This is a genomic window from Microbacterium sp. zg-Y1090 (assembly GCF_030246945.1).
Taxonomy (GTDB): domain Bacteria; phylum Actinomycetota; class Actinomycetes; order Actinomycetales; family Microbacteriaceae; genus Microbacterium; species Microbacterium wangruii.
Window position 1 is genome coordinate 399,339 of the sequence record NZ_CP126742.1, and the last position, 20,921, is coordinate 420,259.

At 71.0% G+C, this 20,921-nt stretch carries 16 protein-coding genes; 4 read left to right on the forward strand and 12 right to left on the reverse strand.

Going from position 1 to position 20,921, the window contains the following annotated elements; all coding sequences use genetic code 11:
* The first annotated feature begins 32 nt into the window (after window positions 1–32).
* A complete protein-coding gene (locus tag QNO26_RS01805) occupies window positions 33–1,001 on the forward strand; it encodes a LacI family DNA-binding transcriptional regulator (protein ID WP_257638724.1) in 969 nt (322 codons plus the stop codon).
* A gap of 71 nt (window positions 1,002–1,072) precedes the next feature.
* On the opposite strand, the gene galE is transcribed toward QNO26_RS01805, so the two are convergent.
* A complete protein-coding gene (gene galE / locus QNO26_RS01810; RefSeq protein ID WP_257531866.1) occupies window positions 1,073–2,050 on the reverse strand; it encodes a UDP-glucose 4-epimerase GalE in 978 nt (325 codons plus the stop codon).
* Window positions 2,051–2,140: 90 nt separating this feature from the next.
* Window positions 2,141–2,983 (reverse strand): DUF1295 domain-containing protein, encoded by an 843-nt coding sequence (locus QNO26_RS01815; protein WP_257638695.1) that lies wholly within the window; start codon window positions 2,981–2,983, stop codon window positions 2,141–2,143.
* 169 nt (window positions 2,984–3,152) lie between these two features.
* On the opposite strand from QNO26_RS01815, the gene QNO26_RS01820 reads away from it, so the two are divergent.
* Window positions 3,153–4,265 carry a glycerate kinase gene (locus tag QNO26_RS01820; RefSeq protein ID WP_257532387.1) on the forward strand — a complete coding sequence of 371 codons (1,113 nt, stop codon included), beginning with the start codon at window positions 3,153–3,155 and terminating at the stop codon, window positions 4,263–4,265.
* 13 nt (window positions 4,266–4,278) lie between these two features.
* On the opposite strand, the gene QNO26_RS01825 is transcribed toward QNO26_RS01820, so the two are convergent.
* The 5 genes from QNO26_RS01825 to QNO26_RS01845 all read right to left on the reverse strand — a co-directional run bounded on the left by QNO26_RS01825 (window position 4,279) and on the right by QNO26_RS01845 (window position 10,190).
* Window positions 4,279–5,277: a magnesium and cobalt transport protein CorA gene (locus QNO26_RS01825; protein WP_257531870.1), complete on the reverse strand. Its 999-nt coding sequence runs from the start codon at window positions 5,275–5,277 to the stop codon at window positions 4,279–4,281.
* Between the two features lie 91 nt (window positions 5,278–5,368).
* Entirely contained in the window at window positions 5,369–6,880 is a 1,512-nt protein-coding gene (arfA, locus tag QNO26_RS01830; RefSeq protein WP_257531872.1) for an arabinosylfuranosidase ArfA, read from the reverse strand.
* Between the two features lie 52 nt (window positions 6,881–6,932).
* Entirely contained in the window at window positions 6,933–7,817 is an 885-nt protein-coding gene (locus QNO26_RS01835; protein ID WP_257531874.1) for a carbohydrate ABC transporter permease, read from the reverse strand.
* Window positions 7,814–8,758 carry a carbohydrate ABC transporter permease gene (locus tag QNO26_RS01840; protein WP_257531876.1) on the reverse strand — a complete coding sequence of 315 codons (945 nt, stop codon included), beginning with the start codon at window positions 8,756–8,758 and terminating at the stop codon, window positions 7,814–7,816. The genes QNO26_RS01835 and QNO26_RS01840 overlap by 4 nt, the downstream gene beginning before the upstream one ends.
* A 76-nt stretch (window positions 8,759–8,834) precedes the next feature.
* Complete coding sequence (locus QNO26_RS01845) at window positions 8,835–10,190, reverse strand: ABC transporter substrate-binding protein (RefSeq protein WP_285181715.1); 1,356 nt, start codon at window positions 10,188–10,190, stop codon at window positions 8,835–8,837.
* Window positions 10,191–10,420: 230 nt separating this feature from the next.
* Here QNO26_RS01845 and QNO26_RS01850 point away from each other — a divergent pair, with 230 nt between their 5' ends.
* A complete protein-coding gene (locus QNO26_RS01850) occupies window positions 10,421–11,422 on the forward strand; it encodes a LacI family DNA-binding transcriptional regulator (protein WP_257526324.1) in 1,002 nt (333 codons plus the stop codon).
* A gap of 172 nt (window positions 11,423–11,594) precedes the next feature.
* Here QNO26_RS01850 and QNO26_RS01855 read toward each other — a convergent pair whose 3' ends face one another.
* From QNO26_RS01855 to pgm, 3 genes are all read right to left on the reverse strand, one after another.
* Window positions 11,595–12,812, reverse strand: a complete 1,218-nt coding sequence (locus QNO26_RS01855) for a COG1470 family protein (protein WP_257526323.1) — start codon at window positions 12,810–12,812, stop codon at window positions 11,595–11,597.
* Between the two features lie 67 nt (window positions 12,813–12,879).
* Window positions 12,880–15,516, reverse strand: a complete 2,637-nt coding sequence (locus QNO26_RS01860) for an alpha/beta hydrolase (RefSeq protein WP_285181716.1) — start codon at window positions 15,514–15,516, stop codon at window positions 12,880–12,882.
* 469 nt (window positions 15,517–15,985) lie between these two features.
* Window positions 15,986–17,626 carry a phosphoglucomutase (alpha-D-glucose-1,6-bisphosphate-dependent) gene (pgm, locus tag QNO26_RS01865; protein ID WP_257526321.1) on the reverse strand — a complete coding sequence of 547 codons (1,641 nt, stop codon included), beginning with the start codon at window positions 17,624–17,626 and terminating at the stop codon, window positions 15,986–15,988.
* Between the two features lie 78 nt (window positions 17,627–17,704).
* Between pgm and pheA the strand changes: the two genes are divergently transcribed.
* Entirely contained in the window at window positions 17,705–18,661 is a 957-nt protein-coding gene (gene pheA, locus QNO26_RS01870) for a prephenate dehydratase (protein ID WP_257526320.1), read from the forward strand.
* A 27-nt stretch (window positions 18,662–18,688) separates the two neighbouring features.
* On the opposite strand, the gene QNO26_RS01875 is transcribed toward pheA, so the two are convergent.
* Both QNO26_RS01875 and QNO26_RS01880 read right to left on the reverse strand, forming a co-directional pair.
* Window positions 18,689–19,747: an LLM class flavin-dependent oxidoreductase gene (locus QNO26_RS01875; RefSeq protein ID WP_257526319.1), complete on the reverse strand. Its 1,059-nt coding sequence runs from the start codon at window positions 19,745–19,747 to the stop codon at window positions 18,689–18,691.
* Window positions 19,748–19,792: 45 nt separating this feature from the next.
* The gene (locus tag QNO26_RS01880; RefSeq protein WP_257526318.1) at window positions 19,793–20,809 is read right to left on the reverse strand and encodes a LacI family DNA-binding transcriptional regulator; all 1,017 of its coding nucleotides are present in this window, start codon (window positions 20,807–20,809) and stop codon (window positions 19,793–19,795) included.
* Window positions 20,810–20,921: the final 112 nt, after the last annotated feature.

The following is a 20,921-nucleotide window of genomic DNA, read 5'->3' on the forward strand; positions in this document are numbered from 1 at the left end:
CGGCCCCTGCCCCTGGGGCGAAGCGTGTGTCGATGCTCGACGTCGCCGCCCGCGCCGGGGTCTCCGGGCAGACGGTGTCGCGCGTGGTCAACGGCAGCCCGCGGGTCGACCCGGTCACGCGCGCACGGGTCGAAGAGGCGATGGCGCAGCTCGGCTATCGCCCCCACCGCGCGGCCCGCGCGTTGCGCACCGGACGCACCCACACGATCGGACTCGTCGCCACGACGCTGGCCACCATCGGCAACTCCCGCATGCTGCAGGCCGTCGTCGATGCGGCCACCGTCCGCGGCTACGCCGTGGTGGTGGTGACGCTGGATGCGGCATCCGGCATCGCCGACGCCTTCGCCCGGCTGCGCGACCAGGGGGTGGACGGCGCCATCGTGCTGAACGAGGCGACGGCGGTGGTGCGTGACGCCGTCGCGCCGGCCGGTCTCGCGCTCGTCGTGGTGGACTCGCCCCCCGACGAGCGCTTCGCCGTCGTGCAGACCGACCACGCCGCGGGTGCCCGCGCGGCGACCGAGCACCTGCTGGGCCTCGGTCACGCCGCCGTCTGGCACCTCGCCGGTCCCGAGGGCTCGTTCGCCGCCGCAGAGCGTGAGCGTGGGTGGCGCGCCGCGCTGGTCGAGGCGGGGCGGCAGGTGCCGGCACCCGTGCGCGGCGACTGGACCGCGGCATCCGGTCACGCGCTCGCCGGTGCCCTGCCGAGCGAGGCGACGGCCGTGTTCGCCGCGAACGACCAGATGGCCCTGGGCGCTCTGCGCGCCCTCGCCGACGCCGGTCGGCGGGTGCCCGAGGACGTCAGCGTGGTCGGCTTCGACGACGTGACGGATGCCGCCGACTACCGGCCTCCGCTGACCACCGTGCGGCAGGACTTCGATGCGCTGGGAGCCGCGGCCCTCGCCGCGCTCGTCGCCGCGATCGAGGGTGATGACCAGCGGCCCGTGCTGCTGCCGGCGCCGCTGGTCATGCGCGCCAGCACCGGGCCTGCCCCGCGCGCGTAGCCCGACGGCGGAGCACCCCCGCCGTCCGTTGCGCGCTGCCCGTTGCGTGCTGCCCTTGCCCGCTGCGCGGGTCAGCCCGCGGCGCGGCGGGCCTCCCACCCGGTGCGCACCATCTCGTCGACGCTGTAGCGGTTCTCCCACTGCAGGTCGCGGGCGGCGAGTTCGCCGGTCGCCACGATGCGGTCGGGGTCGCCGGCGCGGCGCGGTCCGATCTCGGGCGTGAAGTCGACGCCGGTGACGCGGGCCATGGCATCCATGATCTGCCGCACCGACAGGCCGTTCTGGGAACCGAGGTTGTATGCCGGCTCCACGGGCTCGCCGGCGGTCAGCCGCTGCGCGGCCACGACGTGGGCCGCGGCGATGTCCGCCACGTGCACGTAGTCGCGCACGTTGGTGCCGTCGGGGGTGGCGTAGTCGTCGCCGTTGATGCGGGGCGTCCGGCCCTCGATGAGCGCCTCGAACACCAGCGGGAACAGGTTGTGCGGGCTGCTGTCGTACACGGCGAGGTCGCCCGACCCCACGACGTTGAAGTACCGCAGCGACGTGTGGCGCAGCGGCGCCGCGGCGTCGGCCGTCGCGACCGCCTGGTCGCGGATCAGCCACTCGCCGATCAGCTTGGACTCGCCATAGGGCGACGCCGGGCGCTTGGGGAGATCCTCGGTGACGAGCTCGACGTCGGGGGTGCCGTACACGGCGGCCGACGAGGAGAAGACCAGCTTGTCCACACCGGCATCCGCCATCGCCTGCAGCACCACGCGGGTGCCCTCGACGTTCTGCTCGTACGTGTGCAGGGGCCGCGTCACCGACACCCCGGCGTACTTGAAGCCGGCGACGTGGATGACGCCCTCCACGGCGTGCTCGCGCAGCGTCTGCTCCACCAGTGCGCGGTCCAGGATCGTCCCCTGCACGAAGGGCACCCCCTCGGGCACGAACGACGCATGGCCGCTGGAGAGGTCGTCGATCACGACGGGGCTGAGCCCCGCGGAGCCGAGTGCGCGGACGATGTGGGCGCCGATGTAGCCGGCGCCGCCGGTGACAAGCCAGGACATGTCTCCATCCTGCCTGATGCGCGATGGTGAGCCGACGGGGGCAGGCCTCGTGCCCGCATCCTCAGGGCAGGCGGTCGCCTGACGGAGCGGTCAGGCGCGACGGGGCGCCGCCGTGCGCCGCGGCGGCAGCGGCACGAGCATGGACGTGCGCCGCTGGTAGTCGGCGTAGGCGGGATACTTCGACGAGCTGATCGACTCGGTGAAGATCGTGGAGCCGATGAACAGCACCGTCAGCAGCACGGCGCCCACGATCGTCGGGTTGATCAGGCCGCCCCAGAAGCCGAGACCCGCCGAGACCGCGGCGACGGCGCCGATGAAGTAGAACACCCACCACTGGGCTTGCTCGAAGAAGAAGTTCGGATGCCGGCTGAGGCGGAACAGCCCCGTCATGGCGAAGCCCGGCTCGAGCGTGCCGCCGGCACGCTTCTTGGCCTGGTGGAAGTCCCACTGCTCCTGGTCGGCGACGGTCTCCCCGACGAGGAACGCCAGGAACAGGGCGGCCAGAGCGATGTCCCAGCCGGTGAGCGGTGTGGGGTGCTCCCACGCCATGAGGGCAGGCAGGCTGATGAGCACGAGCAGGGCGTTCTGGTACAGCACGATGAAGAACAGGTTGAATAGCTGGAACTGCACGGGACTCATCCGCCTGCGCAGGATCGCCCAGCGGTAGTCCTCCATGCCCGAGTAGCCGCCCTTGCGGGCGAAGTTGAAGGTCAGACGCGCGCCCCAGAGCGTGACGAGCGCCGCCATCAGTACGGAGCGCGCGGCGTCACCGCCGGAGGTGATCACGGCGATCGCGAAGATCCAGGTGTAGGCGATGGGCACGATCGACCAGATCCGGTCGACCCACGAGGTGTCCTTCGTGACGAGCGAGAGGATCCAGCAGGCCGCGGATGTCACGGCCGCCAGCAGCAGGACGAGCAGCACGGGGTCCATGGGGCTCAGGTTAGCGAGGTGACAGCCGCTGTCCAGGGGGTGATCGGCGTGCCCGGCGCCGACGGCGGGTCGAACGGCCGGCCCGCCTAGACTCTGGATCGTGACCGGAGCCAACGAAGGCCGGCTGTCCCTCGCGGGTGCACCCGCGAGTGCGCACGCCGCCGGCGACATGACCGTCGTCGTCGCGCTCGACAGCTTCAAAGGCTCGATCGGCGCCGCCGACGCCGCACGGGCGCTCGCCGCGGGGTGGCGCGACGCCGACCCGGGGGCTGCGGTCGAGCTTCGCCCCATGGCCGATGGCGGGGAAGGCACCCTCGAGGCGTTCGCCGCCGCGGTCGCGGGAGCCGCGAGGATGCCGGTGCAGGTGACCGGGCCCGACGGCGCCGCGGTCGATGCGTCGTGGCTGCTGCTGCCGCCGACCTCCGACGCGCCCGACGGCACGGGGGTGGTCGAGCTGGCCTCCACCTCGGGGATCGAGCTGCTCGGCGACCGCCGGCTGCCGTGGGACGCCGACACCACGGGGTTCGGCCAGGCCATCGCCGCGGCGCTCGATCACGGCGTCTCGCGCCTCGTGCTCGGCATCGGATCCAGCGCCTCCACCGACGGCGGGGTGGGGATGCTCCGCGCGCTCGGCGCGGTGGTCACCGATATCGCCGGGCTGCCGATCGCCGCGGGGGCCCGGGGGCTGGCCGCGGCCGTTGGTATCGACCTCTCGCGGCTTCGGCCGCCGCCGCCGGCGGGCGCCCTCGTGCTGACCGATGTCACGAATCCGCTTCTCGGCCCCACCGGGGCCGCAGCCGTCTTCGGCCCGCAGAAGGGGTTGGATGCCGCCGGCGTCGTGAGCGCCGATGCCGGACTTGCGTGCCTGGCCGCGCTGGTCGACGCCGATCCCACCACGTCGGGCACGGGGGCTGCGGGCGGCACCGGCTTCGGTCTCGTCGTCTGGGGCGCGCACCTCGTGCCCGGGGCGCCGGAGGTGGCCGAGCTGATCGGGCTGCGCGAAGCGATCGCCGCCGCCGATCTCGTCGTGACCGGGGAGGGCTCGTTCGACGGGCAGTCCGCCGCCGGCAAGGTGCCCACGTTCGTCTCGGCGGTCGCCGCGGAGGCGGGCGTGCCGGTGGCGCTGGTCGCCGGCCGGATCGCTGCCGACGCCGACGCCGGCGCGTTCGCGGCATCCGTCTCGCTCACCGATCTCGCGGGGAGCCCGGAGGCCTCCTTTGCCGAGCCTGCCCGCTGGCTGCGTGCTGCCGGCGCTGCGCTCGCCCGCCGCAGCGCGCCCTAGGGGCGCGCGGTGGTCACATCCAGCGCCGGGATTTGAAGACGAGGTACAGCACGCCGGAGGTCGCCGCCATCGCGAGCAGTGCGAGCGGGTAGCCCCACTGCCATTCCAGTTCCGGCATATAGCGGAAGTTCATTCCATAGATGGTGCCGACCAGGGTCGGCCCGAACAGGATCGCCGCCCAGCCGGAGATCTTCTTGACCTGCTCGCTCTGCTCGAGCGCGGCGTCGGTCTGGCGGTGGGTGACGAGGGTGGCGTTGACGGTGAGTGCGTTCTCGAGGATGGCGCGCAGCGCCGCGATCTTCTCCGTCATGCGGATGACGTGGTCCTGCACATTGCGCAGCTCGCGCTGCAGCTCGATGTCCACGCCGTACTTCCCGGCGCCCCGCAGCACGGCGTCGAGCATCTCGGTCAACGGCTCCGTGGCCCGCTGGAAGAGGATGACCTCGCGGGAAAGCTCGTAGATGCGGCGGGACAGTTCAGAGCCGCTCTCGCTGAACAGCGCGTCCTCGATCTCGTCCACGTCGTTCTGCAGGCCGGCGGTGACGGGCGCGTAGTCGTCCACGACCTCATCGAGGATGGCGGCGAGCACGACGTGGGGACCCTTCGCCAGCGTGGCCGGCTGCTGCTCGAGGCGGCGACGGACCACCGCGAGGTCGGGGACGTCGGCGTGGCGGATCGTGACGACGAAGTCGGGTCCGACGAACACGTGCAGTTCGCCGAACTCCACCGTCTCGGTCCCGTCGTTGTAGCGGGCCGGGCGCAGCACGGTGAACAGGATCTCGCCGTAGCGTTCGATCTTCGGCCGCTGGTGCCCGGTGAAGGCGTCTTCGACGGCCAGCGGATGCAGCGAGAACTCGGCCGCCACCTGCTGCAACTCCTCGGGGGTCGGCCGCAGCAGCCCGATCCAGGCCATCCCGTGGTTGTCCTTCATGTGCTCGAAGGTCTGCTGAAGGGTGGCGGGGTCGCGGATCCGCTCCCCCTCCACGTACACGGCGTTGTCGATGATCGGCATCCCGCCAGTCTGCCCGTCCGCTCCGCCCGCCGCGCCGCCGCGCCGCCGCGCCGCCGAAACCGGCGGCGTCAGCGGCGGGCGTGCGCAAACGTCAGCGCAGCGAGAGCGCGGTCCAGGACACCGGCGGCAGTGTCACCGAGAGGATGCCGTCGGCGATCGTCGCCGAGTCGTTCGGACGCACCCCCACCCGCTCCGGGTTCTCGAGCGTGTTCGCGGCGTGCATGTCCTCGTCGTGCAGGAGGTGCGATTCCGCCACGACGACTGCGCCGAGGTGGGCGACATCGATCTCTACCGAGATCGGCTCGGTGAGGCTGCGATTGACCAGGAACACCGCGGTGCCGCCGGTGGCCGCGTCGTGCGTCGCGACGGCGTCGACGACGGGCACCGCGCCGAAGCGCTCGGTGTCGTACGTGGGCGACTCGACGGCGACCTCCAGGGCGACACCCTGCGCCAGGCGCGAGGTGATCGAGAACGGGAAGAACGTCGTCTGCCGCCAGGCGATGCCGCCGGGCTCGGTCATGATCGGCGCGATGACGTTGACCAGCTGGGCCAGGCTCGCGGCGGTCACCCGGTCGGCGTGGCGCAGCAGCGAGATCATGAGGCTGCCGAAGACGACGGCATCCACCACCGTGTATGCGTCCTCCAGCAGGCGCGGCGCGACCGGCCACACCTCGGGGTCGGTGATCTTGTCCACCTCGTTGTAGCGGGTCTGGTACCAGACGTTCCACTCGTCGAACGAGATCATCATCGTCTTGTCGCTGCGTCGCAGCGCCTTGACGTGGTCGGCCGTCGCGGCGACCGAATCGATGAACCGGTCCATGTCCACCGCCGAGGCGAGGAACCCGGCGTAGTCGTCGCCGTCGGGCTCGTAGTACGCATGGCACGAGATGAAGTCGACGTGGTCGTACGTCTCCGAGAGCACGACCCGCTCCCACTCGCCGAAGGTGGGCATGCCTGCCCCCGAGCTGCCGCAGACCACCAGCTCCAGGTCGGGGTCGACCTGCCGCATCGCGCTGGCGGTCTTGCGGGCCAGGCGGGCGTACTCGTCGGCGGTGCCGTGCCCGAGCTGCCAGGGGCCGTCCATCTCGTTGCCCAGGCACCACATGCGGATGCCGTGGGGCTCGGGGCTGCCGTTGGCCACGCGTGCGTCGGACAGTGCGGTGCCCGAGCGGTGGTTGGCGTACTCCAGCACGTCGAGCGCCTCCAGCACGCCGCGCGTGCCGAGGTTGACCGCGTACATCAGCTCTGCGCCCACCTCGCGCGACCAGTGGGCGAACTCGTCCAGTCCCACCTCGTTGGTCTCGGTGGAGTGCCAGGCCAGATCCAGCCGCCGCGGACGCTCCTCCCGCGGCCCGACGCCGTCTTCCCACCGATAGCCGGAGACGAAGTTGCCCCCGGGGTAGCGGATCGTGCTGACCCCGAGCTCGGTCACCAGGGCGGCGACGTCGCGACGGAACCCGTGCTCGTCGGCATCCGCGTGCGAGGGCTCGTAGATGCCGTCGTACACGCACCGGCCGAGGTGCTCCACGAAGGAGCCGAACAGGCGGCGGTGAACCGGGCCGATGGCCAGGCGGGGGTCGATGGTCAAGCGTGCGTTACTCATGGTCCTTCTCGGGTAGGCGTGCGGGTGGGGGAGGGGGCGGATGAGGGTCAGGTCACTTCAGGCTTCCGATCGAGAGTCCACCCTGCCAGTACCGCTGCAGGGTGAGGAAGGCGATCACCAGCGGGATCACGGAGACCAGGGAGCCGAGGATGATGATGCTCCACAGTGACGTGCCGCCGGCGTTGTTGGCCGATGCGATGCCCTGCCACAGGCCGATCCCCACCGTCACGGGGAAGAGCCGGTTGTCGGAGAGCATCGCCAGGGGCAGGAAGTAGTTGTTCCACGACGCGACGATCGACAGCAACAGCACCGTGACGATCGCCGGACGCAGCATCGGCAGCGCCACCTGCACGAAGATGCGGAACTCGCTCGCCCCGTCCACGCGCCCCGCGTCGAGCAGCTCGTCCGGAACGGCGTCCCGCGCGTACACGTGCATGAGGTACACGCCGAAGGGGTTGAGCAGTGTGGGGAGGATGACCGCCCAGATCGTGTTCGTGATGCCGAGCTCGGCGAACAGGATGAAGGTCGGGATCACCAGCGCCGTGGTGGGCACCATGACCGAGCCGAGCAGGATCGCGAAGCTCAGCTGGCGCCCGGCGAAGCGGTACTTCGCGAACCCGTAGCCGGCGGCGACGGCGAGGACGGTGGCGCCGAGCCCGCCGACGAAGGCGTACAGCGCGGAGTTGCCCAGCCACCGCAGGTAGATGCCGTCCTGGAACGTGAACAGCTGTGAGAAGTTGCCCACGTAGTCGACGACGTCGGCGAACCACAGTGCGCTGCCGCCGCCGAACAGTCCCGCAGCGGTCTTCGAGCTGTTGACGATGACCCACCAGAACGGGATGAGGAAGTAGACGACGAGGAAGCCGAGCAGGATCTGCATCGGCAGATACCGGCGCCGTGCGGCCGCGCGACGGGACCGGTCGAGGGCGACGGTCATGACAGGAAGCTCCCTCGCTTGCGCGTGATGAACAGGAAGATGTAGACGCACACGAAGACCACCGCGCCGAGGGCGAACGAGATCGCGCTGCCGTAGTTGTAGTTGGCCAGCGCGAAAGCCTGCTGATACGCGTACATGTTCGGTGTGAAGTCCGCCGGGATGGCGCCCGCGGCGAGATATCGCAGGATCTGGGGTTCGTTGAAGAACTGCAGGGTGCCGATCAGGGCGAACACGAGGATCAGCACGAGGGCCGGGGCGATGAGGGGGATCTTGATGCGCAGCACGATCTGCCACTGGCTCGCACCGTCGATGCGCGCCGCTTCGTACAGCGTCGGATCGATGCCCTGCAGCGCCGCGTACAGGATGATCATGTAGTACCCGGCCCACTGCCACGTCACGATGTTGAGCAGGCCGAAGAAGATCAGGTTGCGGCTGAGGAAGTCGGGCCCGACCAACCCGAACATCCCGAACAGCTCGGCGACGGGGCCGAAGCTCTTGCTGTACAGGAACCCCCACATGAGCGCCCCGATGACGGCGGGGATCGCATAGGGCAGGAAGATCATCAGCCGGGAGAAGCGCGCGAAGGCGCCGGTGACGACGTCGAGGATGAGCGCCACGGTGAGCGAGACGGCCATCTGCAGCGGGATCAGCACCAGCGAGAACCGCAGGACGAACCAGATTCCATCGAGGAAGTTGGGGTCGGTGAACGCCTTGGCGTAGTTGGCGATGCCGACGAAGCGGGTGCCGCCGATCAGCTGGTTCTGGAACAGGCTCAGGTACAGCGCGAACAGCAGCGGCGCGACGAGGAACGCCAGGAAGACGACGGCGAACGGGGCGACGAACCCCCAGCCCACGAGGCTCTGGCGGCGAGGGCTGCGGCGACGGCGGGGCGGGGGCGCGGCGGCGACGGCCGGGGCGCTCTGGGCGAGGTCAACGGTCATGGAATCCTCCGAGGAACGGGCGACGGATGCCGGGGAGCGTGGGCCGGTCCCCCCGGACCGGCCCACGCGGCGGGATTCACTCGACGGTGAAGCCCTGCTCCTCGGCGTAGGCGACCACGTCCGCCTGCAGTCGCTCGGCCGCCTCGGAGCCCGTGACCGAGCCCTCGTTGATGGCCGCCAGCTGCTCGGTGAAGGCATCGAAGTAGTACTGCCCGAACGGGGTGTAGGTCATGCCGGTGTAGGCGTTGGCCGCCGGGACGTACACCTCTTTGTTGGCCTGCTGCCCACCGAAGAACGGCACCTCGTAGTCGACGAAGTCCGTCGAGTTCAAGGCGGTGAGGTTCAGCGGGAAGATGACCTGGTTCTGCCAGCCGTCCAGCAGCGACGCGTCATCGGCGTACACGCCGAATGCGACCTTCGCGGCCAGCTCGGGATCGCTCGCCTGGCTCGTGACCGAGAACGCCGAGCCGCCCCAGTTGACCGACACGGGGTTCGCGGCATCCCACTGCGGCAGCGGGGCGACCTTCCACACTCCCGCGTCATCACCCTCGCCCACGCCGGCGCCGGTCAGATATCCCGGTGCCCACGCGGCGGAGATGTAGGTGGCGTAGTCGCCGCCGATGACGCCGGAGATGTACTCGGGGGTGAACTGGTCCTGCGTGCCCACGAGGCCCTTCTCCACCAGGCCCGCCCAGTAGTCGAGCACCTCCTTCGAAGCATTGTCGTCGAGCGCGATGCCGATCGACTCGGGGGTCGCCGAGTCGTAGGTGAAGGGCTGTGCGCCGTTCTGGTACTGCAGCGCCATCATGACCGCCGGCACGTTGGCGCCGAGGTCGCCGAACAGCGGCCCGCCCGCATCCTTCACCGTCTGGGCGGCCGTCTCGTACTCCGCCCAGGTGGTGGGCGGGGTGATCCCGTACTGCTCGAAGACGTCCGCGCGGTAGATCATGCCCATCGGGCCGCCGTCGACGGGAGCGCCGTACACGCCGTCTCCGACCGAGACGTCCTTCCACGCGCCCTCGCTGTAGTCGTCCTTGACGTCCTCGTAGCCGTAGTCGCTGATGTCGACGATCGCCTCCTGGATCTGGAAGGTCGGGATGCGGTCGGCCTCGATCATGATGACGTCGGGGGCGCCGGTGCCCGCGGTGATCGCCGTCTGGAACTTGTCGTACTCGTCGCCGCCCTGACCGACGTTGGTCCAGCACACCTGCACGTCGTCGCTCTGCTCGTTGAAGTTGTCGACGACCAGCTCCATGTTCGGGTACCAGGCCCACATGGTCACCACGGGCAGATCGGTCTTGGGGATGGTGTTGGTGCAGTTGGTGGCGTCGTTGCCTCCGGAGGCGGTGCCTCCCTGCTGCTCCGAGCACGACACGAGGGTGCCGGCCAGGACGATGGTCGCTGCCGCGGCCAAGACTTTCGTGGTCTTCACGGGGGTCTTCCTTTCGGTGCGGGACGGCTGTGTCGAATCGGCACCGCGGCGGGATTCCGCCGCACGATCCGCTGCTCATCATTGAGTCGTCGGGATGGGTGTACAACGTTGTATATCAACGTGTGGAAAGTAGCTTCCCAGCGCACTCCGGTGATGTCAACAGTCGGTTGGCCCGGCGCTAGAGTTGCGTGGCGGGCGGTGCGAGAACGGGGCAGGCGATGGGTTCGACGATGCACGACGTTGCCCGGCTCGCGGGGGTGTCGATCAAGACCGTCTCCAACGTCATCAACGATTATCCGCACGTGCGACCCGAGACCCGATCCCGCGTGCAGGCGGCGATCGACGAGCTCGACTATCACCCGAACCTGTCGGCGCGTGGACTGCGGTCGGGCAAGACCGGGGTCATCGGACTGGCGGTGCCGGCGCTGCGAGAGAACTACTTCGCCGAGCTCGCCGACGCCATCATCCGCGCGGCGGAGAAGCGCGGCCTGGGGGTCGTCGTGGAGCAGACCAGCGGCGACCGCGACACCGAGCTCGCCGCCGTTTCCGGTCGCCGCCAGCGGTTCATGGACGGGCTGTTGTTCAGCCCCGTCGCCCTCGGCCAGCAGGACGCGCACGTGCTCGACGCACCATTCCCGCTCGTGCTGCTGGGCGAGCGCATCTTCGGCGGTCCCACCGACCACGTCGCGATGCACAACGTCTCGGCAGCCGAGGCTGCGGTTGCGCATCTCATCGACACCGGGCGGCGCCGCATCGCCGTGGTGGGCGCGGCGGCCGAGGACGAGGACGGCGAGGCGAGTTCAGCGAGCCTGCGGCTGCGCGGCTACCGCCGGGCGCTCGAGGCGGCCGGCATCCCGTTCGACCGTCGGCTCGTGCGCCCGGCCGAGGGGTGGAACCGGCAGTCCGGAGCGGCGGCGCTGCACGGTCTCGTGGCCGACGGGGTGGCGTTCGACGCCGTGTTCGCGCTGAACGACACGCTCGGGCTGGGGGTGTTGCGGGCGCTCGGTGAGGAGCACATCGCCGTACCCGAGCACGTCGCCGTCATCGGATTCGACGACATCGACGAGGCGCGGTTCTCGGTGCCGTCGCTGTCGAGCGTCGAGACGGGCCGCGAGCAGATCGCCGAGATCGCGGTGCGGCTGCTCGTCGAGCGGATCGCCGAGAAGGACGACCGCCTGCCGCCCCGCACGATCAAGCCCGACTTCACGGTCGTTCGTCGCGAGTCGTCCTGACGCGGGTCGCGCGTCCCGTCGGTGTCCTTCCGCTGCAACCGCACCTGACCGCTGCGACCTCACCTCACGGCCGAGACCGCAGCTGACGGCCGAGACCGCAGCTGACGGTGAGACCTCATCTGAGGGCCGAGACCGTGGGTGAAATCCGCTGTCTCGGCCGCCGGCTGTCGTCTCACGGGCGGGGCGGGGCGGCGGCGGGCTCGGTGTCGGCAGCGACGTGCGCGGTGTCGGTGGCGGCGGCCGGCGCCGCATCGGCGTCCGCAGCCGGTGGGGCCGGCGTGCCCTCGGTGGCCTTCGCCGCGGCGACGGCGGCGTCGATGCGGGCCTGCACGCGCGCGGCAGACCGGGCCCGCAATGCGCGGATGGCGAAGAAACCGCCCACCAGCAGGGCGAGGAGCGCGAGCTGCGACCACGGGATGGTCCAGACGGTGAACTCCGCGGTGGTCGCGGCCAGCGCGGCATCCACCTCGTCTTCTCCGACGACCAGCGGGGTGGCCGTGACGGTGCCCCAGCTGAAGAACGTCGGCCACACCGGCACCTCCACCGTGGTGGACTGGGCCTGGCCGGGGAGGATCTCGCGGCTCTCGGTCGCAGCAGACGCGGCCAGGATGCCGAAGGGGCCGCTCACCGCGGTGTCGGTCTCGGCACCCAGCCGCACGTTGCCGTCGTTGGACAGCGCATAGGTCACCGTCACGGTGCCCGGAGCGAAGGGGTTCCAGGAGGGCGTGTAGGTGGCTGTCGTTCCGTCGGGAACGACGGATGCCACGATGTCGCCGCTGACCCGGAGGTGAGCGCGCACCCCCACCCGGGAGGCCAGCTGCACCGCGTCGGAGTCGGCGGGGACGAGTTCGGCCACGATACCGGCCGGGTGGTCGCCCGGGGTGGCGTTGGCGGGCACCTCGACGCGCACCGGGATCGTCACGGTGGTCTCGGCGGGGACCTCGAGCACGATGCCGCCACCGTCGCGCGCTGTCGCGCCGTCGACGCTTCCCACGGTGATCCAGGCGCCTCCGCCGGTCGCCGGCTCGTCGGCGGGAGCGAGGTCGAAATTGCCGTCGGCGCTGACGGTGCCGTCGCCTGGGTAGACGGCGTAGGTTGCCGGCTGCGGGCCGAAGTTGGTCAGCGCGACGAGGTCGTCCACGGCCGCCCCGCCGTCGATGGTGTGCCGCAGCGACACCCGGCCGTCGGGGCCTTCCGCGCCGGCGGGCTGCAGCGCCCACGTCGTGCCGGTCTCGCCGGTGGTGTCGTCTGCGGCCGCCGTGGCGACGGCGGCGGCGACCCCGGCCGTGCCAGTCGTCCCGGCGGATGTCACGGCGGTCGCCGCAGCCGCAGTGGGGGCGGCGACGAGGGCAGCGGCCACGGCGAGGGCGAGGGGCAGTCGGGAGGTCATGTGTCTCCTGAGGGTGGCGCGGCCGGCCGGTGTGTGTCGGCCGGCCGCGCCCGGGTCGGTCCTCGTCTCAGTCGACGGGGAACAGCGAGATGGTGAGTGTTCCGGTGTAGGTGCCGGGCTGGGTGTCCACGGGGACTTCCAGCACGAGTCCTGCGCCGAGTATGGCCGAACCGAACCGTCCTTCGGCAGTGGCCGAGGCCAGTTCACCGGGAGTGTCCAGGCCCGGGCCGCCGGCGAGCACGGTGGCGACGGGGTCGCCGGCGCTGAGCCCGGGGCGGGGGGTGAGCACGCGGGGTGTCCATCCGAAGTGGTCGGCGGTGACCGTTTGGCCGGCGGAGGTGAACGCGTCGGCGTGGCCGGAGACGGCCCAGCCTCCGACGCCTGCCTGCTGCGCGGTGCGGGAGTCGGTGACGGTCACCTCGGGCAGTTCGCCGGTGAACCGCAGGCGGTTTCCGGCGTTGTCCGGGCCGGCCAAGGCGATGCCGTCGCCGTAGTCGGCGACCGTCAGGGCCAGGGAGCCGTTCTCGCCTTCCGGGACGACAGCGGTGACGGGGATGCCATCACTGGTGTCCGCAGCGAACAGACGCGGCAGGAAATCGATCAGCGACTTCTGCCATACATCCCAGCTGTGCGGGCCAGGAATCAGGGGCGCGAACTCGTGCGCGATTCCCCGATCCTCCAGCGCGGCGATGAGGCCCAACGTCGGCTGGTAGGTGAAGTCCTGGATGTCGCCGCTGTAGATGCGCAGCAGCTTGGTCCCCGCGTTGATGGCTTCGACATCCGCGCTGGCGGGCGGCGCGCTGAACGCCGAGAACGCTCCGATATAGCCGAACTCGCCGGGGTGGGCGTAGAGCGTGCTCAACGCGTGCCCCGAACCCATCGAGAGACCTGCCAGTGCCCGCTGGTCGGGCTCGGCGCTGACGTTGTACTGCTCCTCGGCCGTCGGCGCGATGCGCTGGAGCATCTCGTTGGGGAAGTTCACCCCGTTGCCGTTGGCCATCACCACCACCATCGGCACGATCGTCCCGCGCAGGTAATGGTTGTCGAGGATCTGCGCGGCCCGACCGACCTCGATCCAGTCCGACCAGGTCTGCCCGCCGCCGTGCTGCAGATACAGCACGGGGTAGGCCTCCGCGCGCTCGGCGTCGAACCCCGGCGGGGTCCACACGTACGCGGAGCGGTCGGCTTCGCCGGCCGTGCTGCGGTAGGTCATCGTCGTGACGGCACCGCGATCCGCCTCGGGGACATCGCCGGTGTACTCGGCGCGCAGCCCCTCGCCGGCCACGTAGAACGTGCTCCAGTTCGGTTCGATCGTCACCTTCGTGGGGTTGCTGAGGTCCTTGTGGTCCACGCCGTCGACGACGAACTTGTAGTAGTACGAGCCGCCGTCGAGGGGCCCGACCGTCACCCGCCAGCGATCGCCCACCTTCGTCATCGGAAGGCGCGGCCAACTGCCGCCGGCGCCCCAGTTGCCCCAGACCGTCACGTTCTTCGCGTCGGCGAACTGGGTGCCGGTCTCGAAGGTGATGATGCCGTTGTCGTCGATCCAGGGGGTGGGGGTGGTGCCGGGTGCGGGCAGGGAGTGCGGTCCCTCGACGGGGAGGTGCCCGTTGCTCGGCCCGCCGTCGGTGGTGTCTTGGAACACGCGGGAGGCGAAGTCGCGCAGGTTCTCCTGCCAGCTCTCCCAGGTGCCGCCGCTGTCGGGGTTGGCGCCGTCCATCTCGTATTCGACGCCGGCCGCGCTCAACTTGTCCGCGAGGCTCACGGTCTGGTTGTACGCGCGGTCGGTGGTGTTGCCGACGTACAGGCGCACCAGGTCGGTGCCCGCGTTGATCTGCGCCGCCTTCGCGGCGCTGACCGATGCGGTCAGGCGCCCGGAGAACGACCCGACCTGGGAGAACTCCCCGGGGTCGGTGACCATGAGGGTCAGCGCCTGCGACGCGCCGCGGCCGATGCCGGCGATGGCCTGGTCGGCGGGGTCGGACGACACGTTGAAGCCGTCCCGGGCGGCGGGCAGGAGGTTGTCGAGTACCTCGGTGCGCGCTTCGGACGAGTCGCCATCACCCATGACGACCACCATCGGCTCCAGGTCGCCTTCGACGGCGAGGTTGTCGAGGATCTGCGCGGCGCGCCCAAGTTCGCTCCACTCGGCAGGGCTCTGCCCGGCATCCTGCAGCAGGTAGAGCACCGGGTACGGCTCGGCGCGGTCGGCGTCGTAGCCGGGCGGCGTCCACACGTACGCGGAGCGTTCCTCCTCGGCGACCGTGCTGTCGTAGGTCAGGGTCTCGATCTGCCCACCTGCGGGCACATCGGCCATCCAGGCGACCTCGTCACCGGGGACGAAGAACGTGTTCCACGCCGGCTTGGACGTCACCGCCTGCGGGCTGTCGGGGTTGCGGAACCCGACCTTTTCGCCGGAGGCCAGCGTCGCCGTGTACTGGTAGTAGTACAGACCGGGCTCCAGCGGGCCGATCGTCGAGGTCCAGCTGCCGCCGGAGAGTCCGGAGTTCAGCTGCGCCCACTGCTTGTTCTGCGCGAGGTTCCCCTCCACCGCGATCGCGGCGGGGGTGGCGCCCACGGCGGCATCCGCTGCGGCCGCCGGAACCGTGAAGCGATGCACGCCGTCCGCGGGCATCGAGAGCCACGGGTCTTCGCCCGGGGCGGCCATCGCGGGCTGCGCCACCAGCGCGCCGCCCAGTCCCACGGCCGCAGCGGTGCCGAGTGCGATCCACCTGCGGTGGCTTCGCTCGGCACCTCCCCGGCCTCTGATCGTCTTGCCTGACATCATCGTCGTCTCCGATCGCCGAGCGCACGGCAGCGTGCGCGGATGAGGCTCGAGGAACCAGCTGTCCAGCAGTGATCGGGGCGAGCCGTCGCGGAGCCCGATCACCCGTACGCCGCGCGCCCGGATGGGGTTTTACAACGTAGTAAAGCCTCCGCACGGATATGTTGTCGATCCCCCCAAGCCCTGTCAATACCCCGCGTGTTCCCGCGCCCCACTCGCCGCGGCATCCGCCGCTCCCTCGACGCTGAAACGAATGCCGACAGCCGAGACCATGGGGAATACCCACTGTCTCGGCGGTCAGGATTCGTCTCAGCGCTGACGCGGCGCCGACGCGGCGGCGCGGCGCGCGCCGGCGGCGGCGCCGGCGGCGGGCAGCGGCGCGCGCCGGTCAGTCGCCGAGAGCGGCGGCGACCACGGCGCGGGCCTCGGCCTGCACCTCGCGCAAGTGGTCCGGGCCGCGCAAAGACTCGGCGTAGAGCTTGTACACGTCTTCGGTGCCGGAGGGGCGGGCGGCGAACCACGCGTGCTCGGTCTGCACCTTCAGCCCGCCGATGGCGGCGCCGTTGCCCGGCGCATGCGACAGCTTCGCGGTGATGGGTTCGCCGGCCAGCTCGGTGGCCGTGACGGCCTCGGGCGACAGCTTGGCCAGCGTCGCCTTCTGCGCGGGCGTCGCGGGGGCGTCGACGCGCTCGTACGCCGACGCGCCGAACTCGGCCTCGAGCTCCGCATAGCGCTGCGACGGCGTCTTGCCCGTGACGGCCAGGATCTCGGCGGCCAGCAGGCACAGCAGGATGCCGTCCTTGTCGGTGGTCCAGACGGTGCCGTCCTTGCGCAGGAACGACGCCCCGGCCGACTCCTCGCCGCCGAAGGCGACCGACCCGTCGAGCAGCCCGGGGACGAACCACTTGAATCCGACCGGCACCTCCAGCAGACGCCGGCCCAGGGACTCGGCGACGCGGTCGATGATCATCGACGACACCAGCGTCTTGCCCACGGCGGCATCCGCCGGCCACCCCTCACGGTTGCGGAAGAGGTAGTCGATCGCGACGGCGAGGTAGTGGTTGGGGTTCATCAGCCCGGCGTCGGGGGTGACGATGCCGTGGCGGTCGGCGTCGGCGTCGTTGCCGGTGAGGATGTCGTACTGGTCGCGCCGGGCCACGAGCGAAGCCATCGCCGACGGCGACGACGGGTCCATGCGGATCTTCTCGTCCCAGTCGAGCGTCATGAAGCGCCAGGTCGGGTCGACGTCGGGGTTCACGACGGTGAGGTCGAGACCGTACACCTCGGCGATGAGCGCCCAGTATTCCACCGAGGCCCCGCCGAGCGGGTCGGCGCCGATGCGCACACCGGCGGAGCGGATCGCGTCGATGTCGATGATGCTCGCGAGGTCGCGCACATACGCGTCGCGGAAGTCGTAGCTGCCCAGCGCGTCGGCGTCGATGTCGGCGAACCGGGTGCGGCGCACCCCGTCGAGGCCCGCGGCGATGAGGGCGTTGGCGCGCTCGGCGATCCACCCGGTCGCATCGGTGTCGGCGGGTCCGCCGTGGGGCGGGTTGTACTTGAAGCCGCCGTCGCGCGGCGGGTTGTGCGAGGGCGTGACGACGATGCCGTCGGCGCGGCCGGGGTCACCGGCATCCCTGCCCCGGTTGTGGGTGAGGATCGCCAGGCTCAGCGCCGGCGTCGGCACCCAGGCGTCACGGGAGTCCACCCGCACGTCCACGCCGTTGCCGACGAGCACCTCGATGGCGCTGCGTTCGGCCGGGCGCGAGAGGCCGTGGGTGTCGCGGCCGAGGAAGAGCGGACCGGTGATGCCCTGCGCGGCGCGGTAATCGACGATCGCCTGCGTGGTGGCGAGGATGTGGTCTTCGTTGAAGCTCGTCGACAGCGACGAGCCTCGATGGCCGCTCGTGCCGAACGCGACGCGCTGCTCGGGGATCGAGGCGTCGGGCTTGCGGTCGTAGTAGGCGTTGACCAGTTCGTCGATGTCGACGAGGTCGGAGGCTTCGGCGGGCTGTCCTGCGCGGCTCATTCGCTCAGTCTGTCACTTGATCCGCCCGCGTGCCCAGGCATCGGGACGCGGCGGGACACGCGACTAGGCTTGCTCCCCGTGACCACCGATCCGTCCACCACCCGCCGCACCTACAGCTATCTGGGTCCGGCAGGCACCTTCACCGAGGCGGCGCTGGCGCAGGTGCCCGAGGCCCGTGACCAGGTGTGGCGCCCGGTGCGCAACGTCGGCGAGGCGCTCTCCGACGTCGTCGACGGGCGCTCGGATGCCGCGATGATCGCGATCGAGAACTCCGTCGACGGCGGTGTCTCCACCGCGCAGGACGCCCTGGCCACCATGCCGGGCCTGCGCATCGTGGGCGAATACCTCGTGCCGGTGAACTTCGTGCTCGTCGGCCGCCCCGGCACCCGGATCGAGGACGTCTCCCTGGTCGCCGCCCACCCCGTCGCCTACGCCCAGTGCCTGCGGTGGCTCTCGGGGGCGCTCCCGGCGCACGCGCACCTGCCGGCCGCCAGCAACGTCGCCGCGGCGGTGGACATGCTCGACGGCACCAGTCGAGCCGATGCCGCCATCGCCCCTCCCGGCATCCTGGAGCACCACGATCTCGAGCTGCTCGCCGAGTCGATCGGAGACAACCCCAACGCCGTGACGCGGTTCGTGCTGGTGAGCCGGCCGGGCACGCCGCCCACCCCGACCGGCGCCGACAAGACTTCGCTGGTCGCCGAGCTGCCCGAGGACCACCCCGGGGCGCTGCTGGAGCTGCTGGAGCAGTTCTCGACCCGGGGGATCAATCTGTCGCTCATCGAATCGCGCCCGATCGGCGACGCGCTGGGCCGCTACCGTTTCGTCATCGACGCCGACGGCCACATCCAGGACGAGCGCATGGCCGACGCCCTCATGGGGCTGCGCCGCTTCAGCCCGCGCGTCATCTTCCTCGGCTCGTACCCCCGGGCCGATCGCGCCATCGTGCGCTACCCCGACCGCTACTCCGACGAGGTGTTCGTCGAGGCGCGCGACTGGCTGCGGGGGCTGCTGTCGGGCGAGCCCGCCGACTGACCGCCGCCTCCCCGCGGGCGCGGCCGGTCAGCCGGCGATGGCGGCGGCCAGCAGCTCCAGCGTGCGGTCGCGACCGGTGGGGGCATCCATCGGCTCGTCCTCGCGGGCGGCCGCGATGGGGGAGACCATGATCTCGTCGACGTCGTGGGTGCGTGCGAGGGTGCGCAGGTCGGATGCCGCCTGCTCGCCCGTGCCGATGATCCAGCGTTCCCGCATCGCCTGGATGAGCGGCGTCATCGCGTCATCGGGCGCGGCCGCGAGTGCCGCCTCGACCGTCTCCATCGGTCCCATCGGGCGGTTCAGCCGAAGGCGGGCCATCGCCCGCAGCTGGGGGAGTGCGCGCGCCTCGGCCTCGTCGGCGGTGTCGGCGGCGACGACGTTGGCGGTGAGGAATGTCACCGGCTCCGGGTGCGCCTCGCTCGGGCGGTACTGCCCGCGGTACAGCCCCAGCGCCCGCTCGAGCCCTTCGCCGGAGAAGTGGTTCGCGAAGACGTAGGGCAGGCCGAGGGATGCCGCCAGCTGCGCCGAGTAGTCGCTCGACCCCAGCAGCCACACCTGCGGCGTGCCGGTGGCCGCGGGCGTCGCGTGCACGTCGTAGGTGCCGCCCGAGGTGAACTGCAGCGTCGCCCCCTCGGGGGAGACGAGCGCGAGGATGTCCTGCACGTGCTGCGGGAAGCGCTCGACGTCGCTGGAGGTGCCCGACATGCGCAGCAGCTGCGTGATGACGGGGTCGCTGCCGGGCGCACGGCCAATGCCCAGGTCGACGCGGCCCGGTGCCAGCGCTTCGAGCGCGGCGAACTGCTCGGCCACGACGAGCGGGGAGTGGTTGGGGAGCATCACGCCGCCGGAGCCGACGCGGATGCGGGACGTGCGTGCTGCGGCGGCGGCGATGAGCACGGGGGGAGTGGTCGAGCCCACCGACGGCATGTTGTGGTGCTCGGCGAACCAGTACCGCCGCAGTCCCAGTCGGTCGGCGGTCTCGGCCAGCGACAGCGCTGCTGCGACGGCTTGGGCGCTGCTCTGCCCGGTGCGGACCGGGACGAGGTCGAGGACGGAGAGGGCCGGGGCGGGGGTGGGGGTGCTCATCACTTCGTGCAACCGGACGCGGGCTCCAGGCATTCCAGCCGACGGCTACGCCGAATCGCGCCAGACGATCGGGCACTCCAGCAGCTGCCGACCGCCATCGCCCTCGCCGCGCAGCTGGCGCAGCACGGCCTCGGCGGCGGCGCGGCCGAGTTCCGTGGCGGGCTGGTGCACGGTCGACAGCGGCGGGTCGCACCGCAGCGCCCACGAGCTGTCGTCGAAGCCGACGACCCCGACGTCGCCGGGAACGGAGCGTCCGGCCGCCTGCAGAACGTCGAGGGCGCCGGCGGCGACGGCGTCGCTCGAGGCGAACACACCGTCGATGTCGGGGTGGCGCTCCAGCAGGGCCCGCATGCCGTCCTGGCCGCACGAGAACGAGTAGAGCGGGACGCTCTGCACGAGCTGCGGGTCGAACCGGTGCCCGAGTGCGTCGACGAAGCCCGCGAGGCGGTCCGATCCGGAGTCGCGGTCCAGCGCCGCCGCGATCATCCCGATGCGACGGCGCCCCGTCGCGGCCAGCCGAGTGGTGATCTCGCGGGCAGCGGCCCGGTTGTCGATCGCGACGTAGGCGGCATCGCCGATGTCGCGCGGGTGCCCCACGAACGCCGCCGGCAGCTGCAATTGCGCCACGGCGCGCGTGATGGGGTCGCCGACCCGCGCGGAGACGATGATGACGCCGTCGATGAGTCCGGCGCCCAGGTAGTGCGACAGGCGCTCGATGTCGCGGGGGGAGTCGGCGATGAGGCAGGCCATCTGGTAGTCCGCCTCGGAGAGGGCGGCATTGGCGCCCAGCAGGATCGACCCGATGTTGGGGTCCTCCACGAACAGTGAATGCGGCTCGTGCACGATGAGCCCGATCGCCTGGGAGCTCTGGACCACGAGGCTGCGCGCGGCTCGATTCGGCACGAATCCGACTTTCGTGATGGCGGCGTCGATCGCCGCACGCGCCTCGGCGGAGACGTAGGGCTGACCGTTGAGCACGCGGCTGACCGTGCCGCGGGACACCCCGGCCTCGAGTGCCACGTCCTTGACCGTTGCCCGGCGTCGTCGCCCCGTCGCTTCCACGCTCACATCGTATGTGCACGCGCACACCCCGGGGTGCACGTGTTGACAGCGATGGGTGCCGCTCATAATGTGTTCACGTTCACAGGTTCTCAATGCGGAGAAAAGTCGCATC

Bases quoted from the DNA above. Each gene is read 5' to 3' on its own strand.
- QNO26_RS01805 (WP_257638724.1), top strand. From the start codon at position 33: ATGCTCGACGTCGCCGCCCGCGCCGGGGTCTCCGGGCAGACGGTGTCG.
- galE (WP_257531866.1), bottom strand. From the start codon at position 2,050: ATGTCCTGGCTTGTCACCGGCGGCGCCGGCTACATCGGCGCCCACATC.
- QNO26_RS01815 (WP_257638695.1), bottom strand. From the start codon at position 2,983: ATGGACCCCGTGCTGCTCGTCCTGCTGCTGGCGGCCGTGACATCCGCG.
- QNO26_RS01820 (WP_257532387.1), top strand. From the start codon at position 3,153: ATGACCGTCGTCGTCGCGCTCGACAGCTTCAAAGGCTCGATCGGCGCC.
- QNO26_RS01825 (WP_257531870.1), bottom strand. From the start codon at position 5,277: ATGCCGATCATCGACAACGCCGTGTACGTGGAGGGGGAGCGGATCCGC.
- arfA (WP_257531872.1), bottom strand. From the start codon at position 6,880: ATGAGTAACGCACGCTTGACCATCGACCCCCGCCTGGCCATCGGCCCG.
- QNO26_RS01835 (WP_257531874.1), bottom strand. From the start codon at position 7,817: ATGACCGTCGCCCTCGACCGGTCCCGTCGCGCGGCCGCACGGCGCCGG.
- QNO26_RS01840 (WP_257531876.1), bottom strand. From the start codon at position 8,758: ATGACCGTTGACCTCGCCCAGAGCGCCCCGGCCGTCGCCGCCGCGCCC.
- QNO26_RS01850 (WP_257526324.1), top strand. From the start codon at position 10,421: ATGCACGACGTTGCCCGGCTCGCGGGGGTGTCGATCAAGACCGTCTCC.
- QNO26_RS01855 (WP_257526323.1), bottom strand. From the start codon at position 12,812: ATGACCTCCCGACTGCCCCTCGCCCTCGCCGTGGCCGCTGCCCTCGTC.
- pgm (WP_257526321.1), bottom strand. From the start codon at position 17,626: ATGAGCCGCGCAGGACAGCCCGCCGAAGCCTCCGACCTCGTCGACATC.
- QNO26_RS01875 (WP_257526319.1), bottom strand. From the start codon at position 19,747: ATGAGCACCCCCACCCCCGCCCCGGCCCTCTCCGTCCTCGACCTCGTC.